The organism is Arsukibacterium sp. UBA3155 (genome assembly GCA_002364615.1).
Taxonomy (GTDB): Bacteria; Pseudomonadota; Gammaproteobacteria; order Enterobacterales; family Alteromonadaceae; genus Alishewanella.
In genome coordinates, this window is the sequence record DEYP01000008.1 from 73,353 (window position 1) to 94,957 (window position 21,605).

Annotated in this window: 18 protein-coding genes; 17 read left to right on the forward strand and 1 reads right to left on the reverse strand. The window is 51.9% G+C overall.

What is annotated here, in order from left to right; all coding sequences use genetic code 11:
* The first annotated feature begins 261 nt into the window (after positions 1–261).
* The 16 genes from mraZ (at position 262) to lpxC (ending at position 18,041) form a co-directional block, all read left to right on the forward strand.
* Positions 262–726: a division/cell wall cluster transcriptional repressor MraZ gene (mraZ, locus tag B2X65_RS02595; RefSeq protein ID WP_290610446.1), complete on the forward strand. Its 465-nt coding sequence runs from the start codon at positions 262–264 to the stop codon at positions 724–726.
* Complete coding sequence (gene rsmH, locus B2X65_RS02600) at positions 727–1,686, forward strand: 16S rRNA (cytosine(1402)-N(4))-methyltransferase RsmH (protein WP_290610448.1); 960 nt, start codon at positions 727–729, stop codon at positions 1,684–1,686.
* A complete protein-coding gene (ftsL, locus tag B2X65_RS02605) occupies positions 1,683–1,991 on the forward strand; it encodes a cell division protein FtsL (RefSeq protein WP_290610449.1) in 309 nt (102 codons plus the stop codon). The genes rsmH and ftsL overlap by 4 nt, the downstream gene beginning before the upstream one ends.
* Positions 1,988–3,739: a penicillin-binding transpeptidase domain-containing protein gene (locus B2X65_RS02610; RefSeq protein WP_290610450.1), complete on the forward strand. Its 1,752-nt coding sequence runs from the start codon at positions 1,988–1,990 to the stop codon at positions 3,737–3,739. Before ftsL ends, B2X65_RS02610 begins: the two co-directional genes overlap by 4 nt.
* The gene (locus B2X65_RS02615; protein WP_290610451.1) at positions 3,729–5,204 is read left to right on the forward strand and encodes a UDP-N-acetylmuramoyl-L-alanyl-D-glutamate--2,6-diaminopimelate ligase; all 1,476 of its coding nucleotides are present in this window, start codon (positions 3,729–3,731) and stop codon (positions 5,202–5,204) included. The genes B2X65_RS02610 and B2X65_RS02615 overlap by 11 nt, the downstream gene beginning before the upstream one ends.
* Positions 5,201–6,619, forward strand: a complete 1,419-nt coding sequence (locus tag B2X65_RS02620) for a UDP-N-acetylmuramoyl-tripeptide--D-alanyl-D-alanine ligase (protein WP_290610453.1) — start codon at positions 5,201–5,203, stop codon at positions 6,617–6,619. The genes B2X65_RS02615 and B2X65_RS02620 overlap by 4 nt, the downstream gene beginning before the upstream one ends.
* A complete protein-coding gene (gene mraY / locus B2X65_RS02625) occupies positions 6,613–7,695 on the forward strand; it encodes a phospho-N-acetylmuramoyl-pentapeptide-transferase (RefSeq protein WP_290610454.1) in 1,083 nt (360 codons plus the stop codon). Before B2X65_RS02620 ends, mraY begins: the two co-directional genes overlap by 7 nt.
* Positions 7,696–7,698: 3 nt before the next feature.
* Entirely contained in the window at positions 7,699–9,033 is a 1,335-nt protein-coding gene (murD, locus tag B2X65_RS02630) for a UDP-N-acetylmuramoyl-L-alanine--D-glutamate ligase (protein ID WP_290610456.1), read from the forward strand.
* On the forward strand, positions 9,030–10,241 hold the full coding sequence (gene ftsW, locus B2X65_RS02635; RefSeq protein ID WP_290610458.1) for a cell division protein FtsW: 1,212 nt from the start codon (positions 9,030–9,032) through the stop codon (positions 10,239–10,241). Before murD ends, ftsW begins: the two co-directional genes overlap by 4 nt.
* Positions 10,234–11,319: an undecaprenyldiphospho-muramoylpentapeptide beta-N-acetylglucosaminyltransferase gene (gene murG / locus B2X65_RS02640; protein WP_290610459.1), complete on the forward strand. Its 1,086-nt coding sequence runs from the start codon at positions 10,234–10,236 to the stop codon at positions 11,317–11,319. Before ftsW ends, murG begins: the two co-directional genes overlap by 8 nt.
* Positions 11,316–12,770 (forward strand): UDP-N-acetylmuramate--L-alanine ligase, encoded by a 1,455-nt coding sequence (murC, locus tag B2X65_RS02645; protein ID WP_290610460.1) that lies wholly within the window; start codon positions 11,316–11,318, stop codon positions 12,768–12,770. The genes murG and murC overlap by 4 nt, the downstream gene beginning before the upstream one ends.
* Positions 12,767–13,744 (forward strand): D-alanine--D-alanine ligase, encoded by a 978-nt coding sequence (locus B2X65_RS02650; protein WP_290610461.1) that lies wholly within the window; start codon positions 12,767–12,769, stop codon positions 13,742–13,744. Before murC ends, B2X65_RS02650 begins: the two co-directional genes overlap by 4 nt.
* 1 nt (position 13,745) lies before the next feature.
* On the forward strand, positions 13,746–14,501 hold the full coding sequence (locus B2X65_RS02655) for a cell division protein FtsQ/DivIB (protein ID WP_290610462.1): 756 nt from the start codon (positions 13,746–13,748) through the stop codon (positions 14,499–14,501).
* Positions 14,498–15,733: a cell division protein FtsA gene (ftsA, locus tag B2X65_RS02660; RefSeq protein WP_290610463.1), complete on the forward strand. Its 1,236-nt coding sequence runs from the start codon at positions 14,498–14,500 to the stop codon at positions 15,731–15,733. Before B2X65_RS02655 ends, ftsA begins: the two co-directional genes overlap by 4 nt.
* 25 nt (positions 15,734–15,758) lie before the next feature.
* A complete protein-coding gene (gene ftsZ / locus B2X65_RS02665; RefSeq protein WP_290610464.1) occupies positions 15,759–16,919 on the forward strand; it encodes a cell division protein FtsZ in 1,161 nt (386 codons plus the stop codon).
* A gap of 210 nt (positions 16,920–17,129) precedes the next feature.
* Positions 17,130–18,041, forward strand: a complete 912-nt coding sequence (gene lpxC / locus B2X65_RS02670; RefSeq protein ID WP_290610465.1) for a UDP-3-O-acyl-N-acetylglucosamine deacetylase — start codon at positions 17,130–17,132, stop codon at positions 18,039–18,041.
* A 135-nt stretch (positions 18,042–18,176) separates the two neighbouring features.
* Here the strand turns inward: lpxC and B2X65_RS02675 are convergent, their stop codons facing one another.
* Positions 18,177–18,638 carry a DciA family protein gene (locus B2X65_RS02675; RefSeq protein ID WP_290610466.1) on the reverse strand — a complete coding sequence of 154 codons (462 nt, stop codon included), beginning with the start codon at positions 18,636–18,638 and terminating at the stop codon, positions 18,177–18,179.
* Between the two features lie 213 nt (positions 18,639–18,851).
* On the opposite strand from B2X65_RS02675, the gene secA reads away from it, so the two are divergent.
* Entirely contained in the window at positions 18,852–21,596 is a 2,745-nt protein-coding gene (gene secA, locus B2X65_RS02680; RefSeq protein WP_290610468.1) for a preprotein translocase subunit SecA, read from the forward strand.
* The last annotated feature ends 9 nt before the right edge of the window (positions 21,597–21,605 follow it).

Sequence of the window (21,605 nt, forward strand, 5' to 3'; positions counted from 1 at the left end):
CATTTCGCTGTTACTTTACTAAAAACAAGCTCACCACTTTTCCCCACCAAAATCATCAACTTCAGCCGGGCACCTGTTTTTACTGGATCTATATCGATCGGCAGGCGCTGTTTTTACCTTGACATTGGTCAAAGCTGAGCCCTAAACTGTATCGTTGTGGGGATTTGTGGGTAATTGTGGATCATTTTGGAATTTTCCAAGCGATTCATGCTGGCGCTGCGCTGAAATTCGCAGCCAGATTAACCAGGCAGATAATAAGTTATGTTTCGTGGCTCGTTTACACTGACATTGGACGATAAAGGACGGTTAGCGCTACCTGCGCGGTACCGGGAAATCCTGCTGTCTGAAAATCAGGGCCATTTAATCTGCACCATCGATTTACACGACCCCTGCTTATTATTGTATCCGCTGGCAGACTGGGAAGAAATAGAAGAAAGACTGAAGTCTTTGTCCAGCCTTAACCCACAGGAGCGTCGCTTACAGCGTTTATTACTGGGCAATGCCACTGACTGCGATATGGATAAAAATGGCCGTATTTTAGTGCCTGCGCCACTGCGCCAGCATGCGGGCCTTAGCAAGAATATCCGCTTGGTAGGCCAGCTAAACAAATTCGAAATCTGGGACGAAGCCGCCTGGCATGATCGCTTAAATGCGGATATTGAGCTGGAACAAGCGCAGGCAGGCACCGTTGAATTATCTGAACGATTACAGGACTTTGTACTGTAAATGACTAGCCAAACCCATATCTCTGTCTTGCTTGCAGAAGCAATTGACGGACTCGCGATTAAAGCCGATGGTATATACCTGGACGGCACCTTTGGGCGTGGCGGTCATAGCCGTGAAATTTTAAAATTACTTGGCCAGAACGGCCGTTTATACGCGATAGACCGCGATCCTTCCGCCATTGCAGCTGCAGCCCCACTGCAAGCCGATGCGCGTTTTCACATCACCCATACCCCCTTTGCCGCCCTGGCAACCGTAGCTGAGCAACAACAGCTCAGTGGCAAACTCGATGGCATTTTACTGGATTTAGGCGTGTCTTCGCCGCAACTGGATGATGCCGACCGAGGCTTTAGCTTTATGCGCGACGGCCCGCTGGACATGCGGATGGACCCCAGCAGCGGTCTGTCTGCGGCCCAGTGGCTGGCCACTGCTGATGTTGAAGATATTAGTTTTGTGCTGCGCGAATATGGAGAAGAACGCTTTGCCTGGCGCATCGCCCAGGCCATTGTAGCGGCCAGAGTGGAAACGGCTTTTACCCGCACCGCACAGCTGGCAAAACTGATTAGCGACACTGTGCCTAAAAGCCATAAAGAGAAAAAGCACCCTGCTACCCGCAGTTTTCAGGCTATTCGTATTTACGTTAACAGCGAGCTGGAGCAGGTTAACCTGGCCTTGCATGCTGCTATGGCAGTGCTTAAGCCCGGTGGCAGACTGGTGGTGATCAGCTTCCATTCGCTGGAAGATCGGCTGGTAAAGCAGTTTATGCGCCGTTATTCCAAAGGTGAGCCGGTACCACGTGGCATGCCGTTAACCGATGCCCAGCTCAACAAGGCTATTCCGCTGAAACTGATTGGCAAAGCCATTATGCCATCTGAGGCTGAACTGACGGCGAACCCGCGGGCCCGCAGTGCGGTGCTGCGTATTGCCGAAAAGCAAGCCATAGCAGAGAGGCAGGCGCTATGAGCCAAATTCAGCTGGAACGGTTAATCAGCCAGGACTGGCGTCAACATAAGCTGGCAGGGGTGTTGCTGCTGGCTTGCATTGCCTCGGCACTGGCTGTGGTGTATCTGGCCCATTTAAATCGTCAGCTGACTATTGCCCAGGATACTTACTACCAGCAGCGGGATCAGCTTGATACCCAGTGGCGCAACTTGCTGCTTGAACAACGATCGCTGGCCGAACACAGCCGGGTTGAAGATATTGCCAGGCGCCGCCTGAATATGCAGCGGCCCACGGGCGAGCGAGATATTATGGTGAGGCCGCAATGACCGCCAAACCCAGGAAAAGCCAGGCCAAAGCCCGCCAGTATCCGTCAGTGATGAGCTGGCGTTTTGCGTTTGTCATGGTCATGCTAACCTCAGTGTTTGTTGCATTGCTGGCACGCGCTGCCTGGTTGCAGGTCATCGAGCCTGACATGCTGGTTAGCCAGGGCGATCGCCGCAGTTTACGGGTAGAGGCCGATACCGTGATGCGCGGCATGGTGTTTGATCGCCATGGCGAAGCGCTGGCGGTCAGTGTGCCGGTTGAGGCTATCTGGGCCGATCCGAAAATTGTCATCGAGCGCAACGCCCCCGGGGATGAGCGGCGCTGGCACGCCCTGGCCGATATTATGCAAATGACCCCGCAACAGCTGTTAAGCCGGGTAGGTGATGATCCGAAGCGGCGCTTTGTCTATTTGCAGCGCCAGGTGAATCCGGCGGTGGTGGAGTACGTTAAAAAACTGAAAGTGCCGGGCATTTACTTCCGCCAGGAATCAAAACGTTACTATCCTGCTGGCGAAGTGACTGGCCAGCTGATTGGCTTTACCAACGTAGATGACGTTGGGGTGGAAGGCATTGAAAAGCGCTTTGATGCACTGCTTACCGGTACGGCCGGGCGTAAAGTATTTCGTAAAGACGCTAAAGGCAGGGAAATTGAAGTGCTGGAGCGCCAGGACGCCACCGCACCAGCCAATATACAATTGAGTATTGACCAGCGCATTCAGACCGTTGCCTACCGTGAGCTGAAAAAAGCCGTGTTATCGCATGGCGCAACGTCCGGTTCGGCTGTGGTGGTCGACGTGGCAACGGGCGAAGTGCTGGCTATGGTAAACAGCCCGTCGTTTAACCCGAATAACCGGCGCAATACTCCGGTGCATCGCTTTCGCAACCGGGCCATTACCGATACGTTTGAACCAGGTTCTACCATGAAGCCGCTGGCGGTACTAAGTGCGCTGGAGTTTGGCACTGCGACGCTGGATACCATTGTAGATACGCACCCGGGTACCATGCGCATTGGTGGCAGCTGGGTCCGCGATCCGAATAATTATAAAAATCTGGACTTAACCGGCATTATTCAGAAATCCAGCAATATGGGTGTGGCTAAACTGGTATTGGAAATGCCGCATCAACATGTGGTGGGCTTATACAACAATATGGGGCTGGGTGAAGAAACCGGCCTGGGCCTGGCGGGTGAAAGCAGTGGTATTTTCAGTTACCGGCAGCGCTGGTCCGATTTTGAACGGGCTACTTTCTCCTACGGTTACGGCTTATCCGTTACCGCAGTGCAACTGGCCCGCGCCTATGCCACGATGGCCAACGGCGGGGTTAACCGGCCGCTGAGTATTATTAAAAATAACGAGCCCGAACCTGGCCAACGGGTATTGGCAGAAAAGCACGCCCTGGCAATGTTGGAAATGATGGAAGCCAACATTGGTCCCGGTGGCACGGCAACCCGGGCTCAGGTTCATGGTTACCGGGTTGGTGGTAAAACAGGCACTGCCCGTAAAGCCATTGCCGGTGGCTACGGCGATGATTACATTGCCTCGTTTGCCGGGGTAGGGCCAATTTCTAACCCAAGCATTGTAACGGTGGTGGTAATTAACGAGCCGGCTGGTGATTTCTATCATGGCGGCGAGATTGCGGCACCGGTTTTTGCCAGTATTATGGGCGCCACCTTACAGCTGTTAAATGTCACACCTGATGCCGACACCGGCCCGGCGCTGATCAGCCGCACTGGAGGTCGAAATGGCAACTAATCAACTTCATTTATGGTTGCCTGAGTTGGCGTCGCAGTTGGCCGATCGGCCGCTGCGTCAATTACAACTCGATAGCCGCCAGGTGTTAGCAGACGATGTATTTGTGGCGTTGCCCGGCACCCGTGCCCACGGTAACCAGTATATTGAACAGGCATTAGCACAGGGCGCGGCATTGGTCTTAACCGACACGCTGGATGAGCAGAGTCAACCACTGCAGAATGATCGCGTTGTTGTACTGGCCGATTTAGTCAGCCGCATGCCACAATTGGCCGCTCGCTTTTATCAGCAGCCACAAAAGCAGTTGCAATTGATTGGCATTACCGGCACCAATGGTAAGTCGAGTACCAGTTGCTTTGTTAACCAGCTGGCCGAGCAGTGCGATACCCCAGCTGCGGTAATTGGTACCTTAGGCTATGGCCAATGGCAACAGCTTACACCGCTCTTAAACACCACGCCGCATTACATTGACTTACAACGCATTCTGGCAGAGCTGGTAGCGCAAGAGTGTCAACTGGTTGCCATGGAAGTATCGTCTCATGCCCTGGTGCAACAGCGGGTAGCGGGTATTCATTTCCAGGTTGCGGTGTTTACTAATTTAAGTCGTGACCATCTGGATTATCACGGCAGCATGGCAGAGTATGGTCAGGCAAAGAGCCTTTTGTTTCAACCTGATATGAGCCGCTGTGCCGTGCTGAATGTGTCTGATCAGTTAGGCAAAGCGCTGGCGAGTCGCAACGATATTCCGGTGTGGGTTTATGGTAAAGCGGAAGATTGTCAGGGCCATAGCCGTTTTCTGGGTTATCACCAGCTAAGCGCCACCGAACAGGGTTTTCAGTGCCTGTTAAGCAGCCAGGCGGGTGAGCATACCCTGCACTTGCCGCTATTAGGTGAATTCAATATTCAAAACGCGTTAGCCGCTATCAGCAGCCTGCTGGCGCTGGGCTACGACTTAACAGAATTACTGCATGCGGCCAGCAGCCTGCAACCGCTGGCCGGGCGCATGGAACAATTTACGTTCAGCCATGGTGTTACCATGGTAGTCGACTACGCGCATACCCCGGACGCATTGCAACAGGCATTACAGGCATTACGTCTGCACTGTACCGGGCGCTTGTGGTGTGTGTTTGGTTGTGGTGGCGATCGTGACAAGGGTAAGCGGCCGCTAATGGGCCAGCTGGCTCAGCAGTATGCGGATCACACTATTATTACCTCAGATAACCCACGCAGCGAGCCACCGTTGCAGATTTGTCAGGACATTGCTGCTGGCATGCAGGATACAGATAATTTCCGGATAGAACCTACCCGTAAGCTGGCGATTAAGCTGGCGCTGGCCAGCGCTCAGCCGGGTGATGTGATCCTGCTGGCCGGTAAAGGCCACGAAACAACTCAGACAATCGGGCACGAGCAACATCATTATGATGAGCGTGCTTACGTGCGGCAACTTATGTCGGAGATGGCATTATGATAACGCTAAGCTGTGCAGAAATAGCCACCCTGTTACAGGGGCAGTTAATTGGTCAGGACCAGCCAATCAGTAATGTCAGCACAGATAGCCGAACGATAAGCGCCGGGGCCTTATTTATTGCGTTAAAAGGGCCGAATTACGACGGCAGTCGTTTTATTGCTGATGTTATCGAAAAGGGCGCGGCAGCGATTGTGGTTGAGCGGGCTCTGGATTGTGAGCTGACCCAGATTGTAGTCGCTGATACCCGGCTGGCACTGGGCCAATTGGGTGCGGCCATTAAAGCGCGCATACAGCCCAAAACCATTGCAGTCACCGGCAGCGCGGGTAAAACAACGGTAAAAGAAATGCTGGCGGCAATATTAGGCCGCTGTGGTCAGGTACTGGCCACACAGGGCAATTTTAATAACGACATTGGCGTACCGTTAACGTTATTGCGTTTAACACCAGAACATCAGTTTGCCGTGATGGAACTGGGCGCCAACCATGCCGGCGAAATTGCTTACACTACCTCGCTGACAAAACCTGATGTCGCCATTATTACCAATGCCGCGGCCTCGCATCTCGAAGGCTTTGGTGATACCTACGGCGTGGCCCGGGCAAAAGGTGAAATATTCTCCGGCTTGCCCGCGGGGGGTATTGCCATTATGCAACACGACAGTGAGTTTACCGACTACTGGCGTAACCGTTGTAAAGATTTGAAAATTATCAGTTTTACCAGTAATTTCAAAGCAGATGTTACAGCAGAAAGTGCTGGTTCAGCACAAGACACTGCAGACATCCGCGCCGGGCAAATCAGCTTAAATGCCCAGGGCTGCGCCCGCTTTACCCTGCACTACGGCAACGAGCAGGTACTGATACAGCTGAACCTGCCTGGTAAACACAATGTGGCTAATGCTTTGGCTGCTGCTGCGGCTGCCCTGGCAGTAGGTGCAAAGCTGAGCGATGTTCAGCAAGGCCTGGCACAGATGGCCGGAGTAAAAGGACGTACCAATATCATTGAGCTGAGCAAGCAAATTAAGCTTATCGACGATAGTTACAATGCCAATGTGGAATCGGTAAAAGCCGCTATTGATTTACTGGCCAGCTATCCGGGCTATCGGGTATTGCTGCTGGGCGATATGGCGGAACTGGGTGCCAACGCCCGTTTATACCATGAAGAGATTGGTTTATACGCTAAACACGCGGGCATTAATCTGTTATTCACCCTGGGTGTGTTATCACAGAGCGCCAGTGACTTGTTCAATGGACAAGGCGCGCATTTCAGCTCGCGGCAGTCGATGTTAGATCGGCTGAACCCGCTAATTACAACCCAGCAAAATGTCACCATACTCGTTAAGGGCTCACGTAGTGCGAAAATGGAGTTAGTTGTGCAGGACTTGCTAGAACGATGTCAGCAGGAGCGTAGCCCATGCTAGTTTGGTTAGCCGAATATTTAACCCAGTACATTAGCTTTTTTAATGTGTTCAGTTATCTGACCTTCAGGTCAATTCTGGGCGTGTTAACGTCTTTATTTTTGAGCTTATATTTCGGGCCGATCCTGATTGCCCGATTGCAGAAAATGCAAATCGGTCAGGTGGTGCGCAATGATGGCCCGGAAAGTCATTTCTCAAAGAAGGGCACCCCTACCATGGGCGGCCTGCTGATTTTAGGCTCTATTCTGGTCAGCACCTTATTGTGGGCCAATTTAAGCAACAAATATATCTGGGTCGTGCTGTTTGTGCTGGTCAGTTTCGGCGCTATTGGTTTTATTGACGATTACCGCAAAGTGATCCGCAAGGACCCGAAAGGCCTGATTGCCCGCTGGAAGTACTTCTGGCAGTCGGTTTTTGCCATTGTGACCGCCTTATTTATCTATATGACGGCGGAGCGCCCGGCAGAAACGGCGTTGCTGGTGCCCTTCTTAAAAGATGTGATGCCGCAGCTGGGCCTGCTGTTCCTGGCCCTGAGTTACTTTGTCATTGTCGGTACCAGTAATGCGGTGAATTTAACCGACGGCCTGGACGGTCTGGCTATCGTGCCAACCATCATGGTGGCAGGAGCGTTTGCCATTATTGCCTATGCCAGCGGTAACGTTAACTTTGCCGGATATCTGAATATTCCTTATTTGCCCTATGCCAGCGAATTGGTGGTGCTGTGCGCCGCGATGATAGGTGCCGGGCTGGGCTTTTTATGGTTTAACACCTACCCGGCGCAGGTATTTATGGGCGATGTGGGATCCTTGGCGCTGGGCGCGGTATTGGGTGTCATTGCCATTTTAGTCCGCCAGGAAATTGTACTGTTTATTATGGGCGGTATTTTTGTGATGGAAACGGTGTCGGTAATATTGCAGGTGGGCTCGTATAAATTACGGGGTCAGCGTATTTTCCGGATGGCACCTATCCATCACCATTACGAATTAAAAGGCTGGCCAGAGCCACGGGTTATTGTGCGTTTCTGGATCCTATCAATCATTTTTGTACTGGTGGGTCTGGCGACCCTGAAACTGAGATAACAGATGCAAACAAACCTTAACGCCAAACGCATAGCGGTAGTGGGGCTGGGCCTGTCGGGTCTGGCCACAGTGCGCTTTTTGCTGGCGCATGGGGTTAAACCGGTACTAATGGACAGCCGCAGTAAGCCCGCCGGGCTGGAGCAGATTGCTGCCGATAAAGTGGACGGCATTTACCTGGGTGAGTTTGACGCTAACCGCCTGGCACAAATGGATATGATTATTATCAGTCCGGGCCTGGCAACCAGCCACCCTGCTATCCGCTTTGCCAAAGCCCAGGGCGTGGAAGTACTGGGTGATGTTGAACTGTTTGCCCGTTTTAATCAGAAGCCGGTTATCGCCATTACCGGCTCTAATGGTAAATCGACCGTTACCACCCTGGTGGCTGAGATGCTGCAGCAAAGTGGTATTAAGGCCGTTGCGGCGGGGAATATTGGCTTGCCAGTGCTGGACGCGATACGCCAGCAGGATACAGAGGTATTTGTACTGGAATTATCCAGCTTTCAGCTCGATAGCACCAATAGTCTGCGCAGCCGCGCCAGCTGCGTGTTGAACGTCAGTGCGGATCATCTTGATCGTTATGCCGATATGGCGGCTTATACCGCATCAAAACAGCGGGTGTATCAACACACTGAACAGGCCGTTTATAATCAGGCAGATCCGTTAACCTACCCGGCAGCCATTGCTGATAATGCTGCGCCACTGGCTATTAGTCTGGATAATACTGATTACGGCATCATTGAACAAAAAGGCCAGTTATGGCTGAACGTTGCTGGCGAACCTTTATTGCCAGTGAGTCAACTGGGTATTACCGGCAGTCATAATCAGTTTAACGCGCTCGCTGCAGCGGCGCTGGCGCTTAGCGCAGGAGCCAACCGCGATGCTATTGCCCGCACTCTGCGTCAGTTCAACGGCCTGGCCCATCGTTGCCAGCTGGTACTGGCTCAAAACGGTGTGCGCTGGGTAAATGACTCCAAAGCTACCAATATTGGCGCCACACTGGCAGCGATAGCCGGCCTGCGCTCTGATGTTAAAGGCAAGCTTATTCTGATTGCCGGCGGCGATGCCAAAGGTGCCGATCTGAGCGAGCTGCGCCCGGTACTGACGCGTGACGTTAACCATGTTATTACCCTGGGGCAGGATGGTCCGGCCATTGCCGCACTGCATTCGCACGCCACCGAAGTAAAAGACTTAACCGCAGCGGTGAAGCAGGCCGCCAAACTGGCCCAAAGTGGCGACATGGTGCTGTTGTCACCAGCCTGCGCCAGCCTGGATATGTTTAAAAGTTATGCCGAGCGCGGTGAGTTATTCGCCCGGGCTGTCAGGGAGCTGAAACTATGAAGCAGCTTACCTTAAGTCCCTGGAAGAGTGCGTGGCAAAACCCATGGCACGCCGTCAGTGCGCTTTGGCAGCGCGATGACAACGCAGCTTACGACCAACTGTTTTTAACCCTGCTGATGCTTATTCTGGCAATTGGGGTGGTGATGGTAACCAGCGCCTCAATGCCGGTTGCTGAACGACTGTTTAATAATCCGCTGCATTTTACCATTCGCCATCTGGTGTATCTGGGGATCGGCCTGACCATGGCGGTGCTGGTGCTTCGGGTACCGGTAAGCTGGTGGCATCGCGGTAACATGTGGTTGCTGCTACTGGGCATCTTACTGCTGGTCGCTGTGTTGTTGTTTGGCCGCAATGTCAACGGCAGTACCCGCTGGTTATCATTAGGCCCGATTGGTCTGCAAGCGGCAGAGCCGGCCAAGTTATTCTTTTTTGTCTATCTGGCCAGCTATCTGGTGCGCCGGCATGAAGAGGTAAGGGATAACCTGAAAGGCTTCCTGAAACCGCTGGCGGTATTATTTTTGTTTGCGGTATTGCTGCTGATGCAACCTGACTTAGGCACTGTTATTGTCATGTTCGCCACCGCCGTGGCATTGCTGTTTTTAGCCGGCGCGAAAATTTGGCAGTTTTTGTGTTTGCTGGCGACCGGCGTGCTGGCCATTGGCGTGCTGATTGTTTACAGCGAATATCGCTGGAAACGGGTAACAGCTTTCCTTGATCCCTGGGCTGACCCTTTTGGTAGCGGCTACCAGTTAACTCAATCGTTAATGGCGTTTGGCCGTGGCGGCTGGTTTGGTCAGGGGCTGGGTAACAGTATTCAGAAACTGGAATATCTGCCAGAAGCCCATACCGACTTTATTCTGGCGGTGATTGCCGAAGAAACCGGTTTTATTGGCGTGGCAGTACTGATGACCCTGATTTTTATCCTGGTTTACCGGGCGCTGTGGATAGGTCAGCGTGCCTTATCAAAACAATTAAGCTTTCACGGCTTTATGGCCTACGCCCTGGCAATCTGGATTGGTTTTCAGGCGTCTGTCAATGTCGGGGTAGCGACCGGCGCGCTGCCAACCAAAGGCTTAACCCTGCCCTTTGTCAGTTCAGGCGGCAGTAGTCTGGTCATAATGTTAATTGCCACAGGCTTGCTATTACGCATTGATTTCGAAGTGCGACTTAAAGGCAAACAGGCCCTTAGTGGAGGCAAGCATGGCTAAACCGCTGGCGCTGATTATGGCAGGTGGCACCGGTGGCCACATTTTTCCGGCACAGGCAGTGGCCAGCGCACTGGCTGCCGACGGCTGGGATATCGCCTGGCTTGGCAGCACCGACCGGATGGAAGCGCAACTGGTGCCGAAGTTTGGCTGGCCGTTTTACGGCATTAATGTTGCCGGTCTGCGTGGCAAAGGCCTGGCCAGTAAATTACATGCGCCCTGGATGGTTGCTAAAGCGCTATGGCAAGCGGCTAAAGTGTGTCGGCAGCTTAAACCGACCATTACCCTGGGCTTCGGCGGTTATGCCAGTGGCCCGGGCGGGCTGGCCAGCTGGTTACATGGCATACCGGTACTTATTCATGAACAGAATGCCATCGCCGGTAGCACCAACAAGCTATTGGCCAGGTTAGCGAAGCATATTCTGGTGGCGTTTGACAGCGCCTTTAAAGGCAACACAAAACGAAAATTAGTTGGCAATCCCATACGCTCTGAGTTAGTAGCGTGTCGAGCCAACCGGCCGGCAAGTGCCAGCCTGAATATTCTGATTGTTGGCGGAAGTCTGGGCGCGCAAGCGTTAAACAACGCCTTGCCGCAGCAATTGGCTGAGCTGGCAAAAACCGGAGCTGTGGCCGTGCGCCATCAAACCGGCGCTGCCATGTTAGAACACGTAGAGCAGGCATATCAGCCACTTCGTGCCAGCGGCAGTACGGCTGAAGTTAGCGCCTTCATCGACGATATGGCTGCAGCCTACCGCTGGGCAGATGTATTAATTTGCCGTGCCGGCGCGCTGACGGTAAGCGAAGTGGCCGCCGTAGGCGTAGCCGCCATTTTTGTGCCGTTACCCGGCGCAATAGACGACCACCAAACGGCTAATGCCAGAGTACTGGCTGACCGCGATGCCGCCGTTTTACTGTCGCAGCAACAATTACAACAACAGGGCGTGCAAGATATTTTAATGCCCTGGTTAACCGACAAAACGCCACTGCAGCAGATGGCGCAACGTGCCAGTGCGCTGGCAACCGACGATGCGGCAGAGCGAATAGCCGCGCTGTGCCGGCAAGTAACAGGACAAGTAGTATGATGACCACCCTGCAAAATAAAAAACAGGCCATGCGCCGGGTAGAGCGGATCCATTTCGTCGGGATTGGTGGTGCGGGTATGGGCGGTATTGCCGAGGTTCTGCTAAATGAAGGTTACAAAGTAACCGGCTCTGATCTGGCGTCAAATCCGGTAGTGGAGCGCCTGGTATCGCTGGGCGCCGGGGTTAAATTCGGCCATCATGCCAGCCAGATAGATGGCGCCAGTGTGGTGGTGGTATCCAGCGCCATTAAAGCGGCAAACCCTGAAGTAGCAGCGGCACTGGCGCAACGTATTCCTGTGGTGCGCCGTGCTGAAATGCTGGGCGAGCTAATGCGGTTTCGCCATGGTATTGCCATTGCCGGCACCCATGGCAAAACCACGACCACCAGCTTACTGGCGTCTATTTTTGCCGAAGCCGGCACCGATCCGACCTTTGTGATTGGTGGTTTGCTTAATTCAGCTGGCTCGAACGCGCGTTTAGGTGCGGGCCGCTATTTAATTGCTGAAGCCGATGAAAGCGATGCTTCTTTTCTGCATTTACAGCCTATGGCCACGGTAATCACTAATATTGAAGCCGACCATATGGACACTTACGAAGGTGATTTCGAAAAGTTGAAAGATACCTATCTGGAGTTTTGTCACAACCTGCCGTTTTACGGCATGGCAGTAATATGTATCGACGATAAAGTGCTGCGCGGCCTTATTCCGTCAATTGGCCGCACCGTGCTGACCTATGGTTTCAGTGACGATGCCGATTATAAAATTACCGAATTCAGCCAGCAGGGCACCCGTAGCTTTTTTGTTATTACCGATCCTGCCGGCAACCAGCGCGAAGTACAGCTGAATTTACCGGGTAAACATAATGCCTTAAATGCCACGGCTGCGTTCGCGCTGGCCGCTGATGAAGGGATCAGCGAGCAGGCTATTCTGGCAGCGCTGGGCAAATTTGAGGGGATTGGCCGCCGCTTTCAGCAATACGGTGAGTTTGATACCGGTCGCGGCAAAGCCTTATTAATTGATGACTATGGCCATCATCCTACCGAAGTTGCCGCTACCATCGCTGCCGTGCGCAGTGCCTGGCCTGAGCGGCGCCTGGTAATGGCGTATCAGCCACACCGCTTTAGCCGCACCCGCGATTTGTATGAAGATTTTACTCAGGTGTTATCCAGTGTTGATAAGTTACTGCTGCTGGAAGTTTACTCGGCTGGCGAAGCACCGATAGCCGGCGCCGACAGTCGTAATTTATGTCGCTCAATCCGCGCCCGGGGCCAGCTGGAGCCGGTCTATGTGGCCGAACCGAAAGCCCTGGCTGGCGCGCTGGCCGAAGTGTTGGAAGATGGCGATGTGGTGCTAACTCAGGGAGCCGGTAATATTGGCTCGCTGGTCAAAGAGCTGGCATTAGCGAAACTCGACATTAACCAATTAAAGCAGTTGTCGGAGGGCGCAGTATGAGCAATATCATAAGCAACTTTGGCAAAGTAGCCGTGATGTTTGGCGGCTACTCAGCGGAGCGTGACGTATCGTTGCGTTCAGGCAAAGCGGTGCTTAGTGCCTTGCAGCAGGCGGGTGTTGATGCCGTGGCCTTTGATCCGGCCGAGCAGCCCTTAACCGCATTAATGAATGACGTGAACGCCGAGCGGGTATTTATTGTGTTACATGGCCGCGGTGGTGAAGACGGCACTATGCAGGGCGCTTTGCAATTACTGGGGTTACCTTACACTGGCAGCGGCGTCCTGGGCTCAGCGCTGGCCATGGACAAAATTCGTTGTAAGCGGCTATTTCTGGCGCAGAACCTGCCAACAGCCGCGTTTGCAGTAGTACACGACGACACCACCGATTATGCGCAGTTATTATCCGATCTGGGTGGCAAGGTAATGGTTAAGCCAGCTAACGAAGGGTCCAGTATTGGCATGAGTGCCGCCAGTAACGCTGCTGAGCTGGAGCAGGCAATAGCTGCTGCGCTAAAATACGACAGCGAAATTTTAGTGGAACGTTGGATCAATGGCCGGGAATTTACCATCGCCATTCTGGGTGACACGGTGTTACCCATTGTCGAAATGCGTACGCCACGGGCGTTCTACGATTACGAAGCAAAATACCAGGCTAACAGCACCGAGTACCTGTGTCCGGCGCCATTAACTGCCGAGCAAACTGCGGCCATGCAAGCGGATGCTTTGGCGGCGTTTAAAGCAGTAGGTGCAACCGGTTGGGGCCGGGTCGACTTAATGCTGAACCAGCAAGGCGAGCACTTTTTACTGGAAGTGAACACGGTACCCGGCATGACAGAAAAATCTCTGGTGCCGATGGCAGCAAAAGCGGCTGGCTTAAGTTTTAACGAGCTGGTGCTGACTATTTTGCAGCAGACTCTTGATGGCAACGCACATACTGGCCAAGTGGCATTAAATACCAAAGCGCAGGACCAATAACATGAGTTTACGCCAGGTATATCAGCAATTAAACCACAGGCCCGGCTTTATCGGCGGCCTGCTGTTTTTTCTGTTGGCCTTGGCATTATTGACCTGGAGTGGTATGCAGGTTCATAGCTGGCTGCAAAGCCAGCAGGGCGCACCGATTAAACAGGTGCGGTTATACGGTGACTTTCAGCATATTCAGCAGCAGGTTTTACAACAACAGTTGCAACAGGAATATGTGGGTAATTTTTTTCGGGTAAACGTTGATCAGGTGCAGCAGTTCCTGCAGCAACAACCCTGGGTGTATCAGGCAGCCGTGCGCAAACAATGGCCAGATACTCTGGTGGTGGTTGTAACAGAGCAGCAGCCGGTCGCAATCTGGAATCAGCAGCACTTGCTCAATAATAAAGGGGAGTTATTTATCGCCCCACTAAGCGAGTTGGTTCCGGCCTTGCCAAAGCTTCACGGACCGGACGGCAGCGAGCAGGATGCCCTGACAATGTTCCGCCATATGCAAAATTTGCTGCAGTTGAATCAGTTTAGTGCTGAACAACTGTGGTTAACCGAACGGTTTTCCTGGCGTTTGCAACTACAGGGAGGCCTGGCGCTGAAACTGGGGCGGCAGGACACCATGAAACGGTTACAACGTTTTATTGAATTATACCCGACGATGCAAAATCACCGGGAGCAGGAATTAGCTGAAGTCGATTTGCGCTATGACACCGGCATTGCCGTGCGTTATGCCAATACGGAGCCAAAGAGAAAAGCATGACAAAGTCGATAGAACGAGATCTGATCGTAGGGCTGGATATTGGCACTGCACAGATAAAAGCGGTAGTAGGCGAAATCACCCCTGACAACCGGCTAAGCATTGTCGGAGTGGGTACTCATGCCTCGCGGGGCATGGATAAGGGTGGCGTTAACGATTTAAACCTGGTGGTGCAGGCGGTACAGCGGGCCATTAATGAAGCCGAGCTGATGGCAGACTGTCAGATCTCGTCGGTTTACCTAGGTATTACCGGTAAACATATTCGTTGTCAGAACGAGAGCGGCATGGTGCCGATTAATGATACTGAAGTAACAGCTGATGATGTCGCCAGCGTTATTCATGCAGCAAAATCGGTGCCTATCTCGGCCGAGCGGCGCATGTTACATGTGCTGCCGCAAGAGTTCTCGGTAGATATGCAAGAGGGTATTAAAAGCCCGGTGGGCATGTCAGGGGTAAGAATGGAGGCGAAAGCCCATATTATTACCTGTGCCAACGACATGGCAAAAAATATCGAAAAGTGTGTTGAACGCTGTGGCTTACAGGTTGACCAACTTATTTTCTCGTCACTGGCGTCAAGCTACGCGGTATTAACCGACGATGAAAAAGAGCTGGGTGTCTGTGTGGTCGATATGGGCGGTGGCACCATCGATTTATCTATTTATACCAATGGTGCGCTGCGCCATACCGCGGTTATTCCGGTAGCCGGTAATCAGGTGACCAGCGATATTGCCAAAATTTTCCGCACACCGATAAGCCACGCGGAAGATATTAAAGTGCAATATGCCTGTGCCCTGCGCAGCATGGTAGGCAAAGAAGAAAGTATTGAAGTGCCAAGTGTGGGCGGGCGGCCGGCGCGATCAATGTCGCGTCATACCCTGGCCGAAGTTATCGAGCCCCGCTATCACGAACTGTTCGAGCTGGTGCTGGAAGAAATTCGCAGTTCTGGCCTGGAAGAACAAATTGCCGCCGGTTTAGTGCTTACCGGGGGAACTGCCAAGATGGAAGGGGCAGTGGAATTTGCCGAAGACGTGTTTCAGATGCCGGTGCGGGTTGGCCAGCCGATGCATGTCAGCGGCTTAAAAGAGTATGTACAAGACCCGGCCTACGCCAGCGTAGTCGGGCTATTGCTGTACGGCAAGGATGTTCGGGCCCAGCAAAAAAGCGCGGCGCAAAACCGCGATCCAGTTAGCAGCTTGCTGAAAAAAATCAGCAGCTGGTTCAAAGGTGAGTTTTAAAGAGCGTAAAAACGGAGAGAGAGCTATGTTTGAGTTAATGGAAAACCACAGCCAAGAAGCTGTAATTAAAGTAATAGGTGTTGGCGGCGGCGGCGGTAATGCTGTCGAATATATGGTTGCCAGCAATATCGAGGGTGTTGAATTTGTGGCGGCCAATACTGACGCCCAGGCCCTGCGTAATTCATCTGCTAATGTCACCCTGCAGTTAGGTGCCGGTGTGACCAAAGGCTTAGGTGCTGGCGCTAACCCGGAAATCGGTCGCCGTTCGGCCGAGGAAGACCGCGAAACCATCAAGAAAACTCTGCAAGGCGCAGATATGATCTTTATCGCTGCCGGTATGGGCGGTGGTACCGGTACCGGTGCTGCGCCTATCGTAGCGGAAGTCGCACGCGAGCTGGGTATTTTAACGGTAGCGGTAGTAACCAAGCCATTCCCGTTCGAAGGAAAAAAACGCACTGCTTATGCTGATGAAGGTATTCTGGAGCTGAGCAAATACGTTGATTCACTGATCACTATCCCGAACGATAAACTGTTAAAAGTACTGGGCAAAGGCACCAGTTTGCTGGATGCGTTTAAAGCCGCGAACAACGTGCTACTGGGTGCAGTACAGGGTATTGCTGAATTAATTACCCGTCCGGGTTTGATCAACGTCGACTTTGCCGACGTACGTACTGTAATGTCTGAAATGGGCACTGCCATGATGGGTACCGGTCGCGCGTCAGGTCCTGATCGTGCTGAGGAAGCTGCCGAGCAGGCGATTTCAAGCCCATTGTTAGAAGATATCGATTTATCAGGTGCTAAGGGTATTCTGGTTAATATCACTGCCGGCCTGGATATCAGCATCGAAGAGTTTGAGATTGTTGGTAATGCCGTGAAAGCGTTCGCCTCTGAAAATGCTACTGTGGTAGTGGGTGCCGTTATTGACCCGGAAATGCACGACGAATTACGGGTAACCGTAGTAGCGACCGGCATTGGTGCTGACCGCCGGCCGGATATAAGCCTGGTTCCAAGCCACCGTGCAGAGCCAGCTCAGGCCTATGTTCAGCAGGGCAACACTATGCGTCATGCAGCCCCGGCAGCAAACCCGCATAAAGAAGAAGCGGCGCAAACAAAAACGCAGCCAGAAAGCAAAGGTGGTATCGATATCTTTGATATTCCGGCATTCTTGCGTAAGCAGGCAGATTAAACTGCCTGCAGTGACCGGTTGTAACAGGCCTGGCGCACCGTTGGTGCAACAGAAATAATATTAGTAACAGTTGAAGTTAAGCCACTGTTCAGCTGATATTGGCCAACATAACGGGTAGTTGAATACGCCATTACATTGGTAATGTTAACGAAGTTATGCTAAGCTTCGCCGCCATTTTGTGATTGCTTAAAAATTGAGCAGGAATAAATTATGATTAAACAACGTACCGTCGCTAAAACAGTCAGTACTATTGGTGTTGGGTTACACAAGGGTGAAAAGGTTACGCTCACTCTCCGGCCTGCACCTGATAACACGGGCATTATGTTCCGTCGTGTTGACCTGGATCCGATAGTAGACTTTAAAGTTTCCCCCGAGATGGTGGGCGACACGGTAATGTGTACGTGTTTAATTAATGAACAGGGCGTGCGCCTGTCTACTACCGAGCATTTAATGGCCGCTATCGCCGGTCTGGGTATTGATAACCTGATCATTGAAGTCGATTCAGCTGAAATTCCAATTATGGACGGCAGCGCCAATCCATTTGTTTACTTGCTGCTGGAAGCTGGCATCAATGAACAGAAACTGGCCAAGAAATTCATCCGGATCAAACGCACTGTGCGGGTGGAAGATGGTGATAAATGGGCGGAAATTCGCCCTCATAACGGCTTTAAAATCGATTTTGCCATCGATTTCGACCACCCGGTTATTGCCGAAACCACCCAGCGTATGCAAATGGACTTCTCGGCTGCTGGTTTTATCAAAGACATCAGCCGGGCCCGTACCTTCGGCTTCCTGCATGACATTGAATACCTGCGGGCGAATAACCTGGCTTTGGGCGGTAGTTTTGACAATGCGGTAGTGCTTGACGAGTTCCGGGTATTAAACCAGGATGGCCTGCGTTACGAAGACGAATTTATCAAGCATAAAATTCTGGATGCGATTGGCGATTTATATATGGCGGGTTACAGCGTACTGGGCGAGTTTATCTCGTATAAAACCGGTCACGCTTTAAATAACCAGCTATTATGCGCCGTATTAGCCGAACAGGAAAACTGGGAATTTGTCACATTTGAAGACAAAGCCCATATGCCCATCTCATACCTGGCACCGCAACTGGCTTAATTACTATCCTCATTATAAAAGGCCGACTTTATGTCGGCTTTTTTGTTCCCAAAATAGTAGAAAAAGGGTCAGAGTGATTTAATTTACCTCAACTTGTCCCCAAAAAAATGGAAAAAGGGTCAGAGTGATTTTAGTTTACTTTGCCAATAGTCTGGCCAGCGCTTGTTTTACCTTGTCGTCGCTGTGTTTCAGGGTTTCAGTAAGTGCACTGCGGGCAGCGTCTGATAGCCCTTTTGCCGGCGGTGTCGCCGCGGTTTTGGCCTCTGCTTGCACTTGCTGCCGGGGCAGCTGACCGTGGGGCGACACTTCAATATCAATTCCGGCTAAATCAGGCAAGATTTTTTGTCGGAAATTGTCTAGAATGGCATCGCGCTGCATCTTTAACCGGTTTGCCCAGCCTGGCGATTGACATAAAATAACCGCCCGCCCGGCATTAATGCTCGACACCTGACAAAAACTCAGGTGTTCCAGCTGTAAAATAAGGCATAACTCGGCGTTTAATTTGCGAACAAGTTCATACTGTTGCTGCATCGATGCCAGAGAGCTCTGGCCAAACAGCTTAGTTAAATCTTCGGGTTTATGACTATAGCGTTTCATTAACAGCGTACTTATTTGGACTGAACAGCGGGCCGGATAAGTGTAACAGGTTTTATCGGTGCTGCTACTGTTGGCCAGACTTGAAACTTATCGTGGCTGGCACCATATCCTGCCAATAGCCGTTTTTGCCGGCAGGCAGTAACTTACAACGACAATAAATAACTGGCCTGGCCAGGGCTGCAAAGCAGTTTTAACTTAAATGGTATCTGGATAATGTTTGGAAAACTTTTCGCCAAATTAGTTGGCAGCCGTAACGACCGCTTTTTGAAAAAACAACAGAAACAGGTGCAGCAGATCAACGCGCTTGAAGCCGAATATCAGGCATTAAGCGACGAGGCGTTAAAGCAAAAAACGGCCGAGTTTAAACAGCGGATCGAACAAGGTGCCAGTTTAGAAGATATTCTGCCCGAAGCGTTTGCCACGGTGCGTGAAGCCAGTACCCGTGTGTTTAAAATGCGCCATTTCGATGTGCAGTTGCTGGGCGGTATTGTGCTGCACCAGGGGCGTATTTCTGAAATGCGTACCGGTGAGGGTAAAACCCTGACCGCAACCTTGCCAGCATACTTAAACGCATTAAGCGGCAAAAGCGTGCACGTTATTACCGTGAACGATTACCTGGCGCGGCGGGATGCGGAAACCAACGAGCCGCTGTTCAGCTTTTTAGGTTTGACTGTAGGTGTAAACGTGCCAGGTTTGGCGCATCAGGCTAAGCAGCAGGCGTATCAGGCAGATATCACCTATGGTACCAACAACGAATTTGGTTTTGATTACCTGCGCGACAATATGGCGTTTTCACCGCAAGACCGCGTGCAGCGCGACTTAGCGTTTGCCATTATCGATGAAGTTGACTCAATATTAATTGATGAAGCGCGCACGCCGCTTATTATCTCCGGTCCGGCAGAAGACAGCTCAGAGCTGTATAAGAAAATTAATACGCTGGTTCCGCAGCTGGAAAAGCAGGAAAAAGAAGACGAAGAAGGTAACCATGGTGACGGCCACTTTACCGTGGACGAAAAAGCCCGTCAGGTTTACCTAACTGAACAAGGCCAGATAAAAGTAGAAGACATGCTGCGTGAAGCCGGCATGATCGAGCAGGACGATACCTTATTCTCTGCTGCCAATATCACTCTGTTACACCATGTATATGCGGCGCTACGTGCGCACCAGTTGTTTAAGCGCGACGTTGACTACGTGGTCAAAGACGGTGAAATCGTTATTGTTGACGAGCATACCGGCCGCACCATGGAAGGCCGGCGCTGGTCAGAAGGCTTGCACCAGGCGGTGGAAGCTAAAGAAGGCGTACGAATTCAGAACGAAAACCAAACCCTGGCCTCTATTACATTCCAGAACTACTTCCGGTTATACAATAAACTGGCCGGCATGACCGGTACCGCCGACACTGAAGCGTTTGAATTTCAGCAAATTTACGGTCTGGAAACTATTGTTGTGCCTACCAACCGGCCTATGGTACGCAACGATATGGCCGATCTGGTGTATTTAACCGCCGAAGATAAGTATAACGCCATTATCGAAGATATTATTAAAGCCCGTGACGCTAAGCGCCCGGTGTTGGTGGGTACCGCCTCTATTGAGAGTTCTGAGTATCTGTCTGGTTTACTGAATAAAGCTAAAATTAAGCATCAGGTATTAAACGCCAAGTTCCACGCAAATGAAGCGCAAATTATTGCTGATGCCGGCCGCCCGGGTACGGTAACTATTGCTACTAACATGGCAGGTCGGGGTACCGATATTGTGCTGGGTGGTAGTTTACAATCTGAACTGGCGGCACTTAGCGAGAAAACCGACGACTCAGTGACTAAGATCACGACCGACTGGCAACAGCGGCACGACGAGGTTATTGCCTCGGGTGGTTTACACATTATAGGTACTGAGCGGCACGAATCACGCCGCATCGATAATCAGCTGCGTGGCCGTTCGGGTCGGCAAGGTGACCCGGGTTCATCACGCTTTTACCTGTCGCTGGACGACACCTTAATGCGTATTTTCGCTTCTGATCGGATGGCTGGCATGATGCGCCGCCTGGGTATGGAAAAAGGTGAAGCTATTGAACACCCGTGGGTAAGCCGCGCTATTGAAAATGCTCAGCGCAAGGTAGAAGCCCGCAACTTCGATATCCGTAAGCAATTATTAGAATTTGACGACGTAGCCAATGATCAGCGTAAAGTGGTTTACGAGCAACGTAACGAGCTACTGGATGCTACTGACATCAGCGAGACCGTCAGCGCTATTCGCGAAGACGTGGTCGATTCCGTGGTCAGTCAGTATATTCCGCCGCAGTCACTGGACGAAATGTGGGATATTCCTGGCCTGGAGCAGCGTTTAAAAGCTGACTTCGCACTGGATTTACCTGTAAGCCAGTGGCTGTCCGATGATAAAAAGCTGTTTGAAGAAAAACTTCGCGATAAAATTCAGCAGGAATTTAGTGAAGGGTATAAACATAAAGAGCAGATGGTTGGGGTAGAAGTCCTGCGCCAATTTGAAAAAGCGATTATGTTACAAAGCCTGGACACACACTGGAAAGAGCACCTGGCGGCGATGGATCATCTACGTCAGGGTATTAACCTGCGCGGCTACGCCCAGAAAAATCCGAAACAGGAATACAAGCGCGAAGCGTTTGAACTGTTCTCAAATATGCTGGATGAGCTGAAAGTTGACGTCATTGGTGTATTAAGCCGGGTACAGGTTAAAGCTGCAGAAGATGTTGAGGCAGTGGAAGAGCAACGCCGTAAGGCCGATGCCGTACCGCACAATTATCAGCATGCAGACGCAGGCCAGATGGGCACTGACGTACCGGCCGATGTTTCACAAGCACGCGCTACCCCCGGCGGCGCCATGCCAACGCCAGTAGTACGTGACGGTGACAAAGTGGGCCGCAACGACCCGTGTCCGTGTGGCTCGGGCAAAAAATACAAACAGTGTCATGGCAAACTTAGTTAAGGCAGCAAG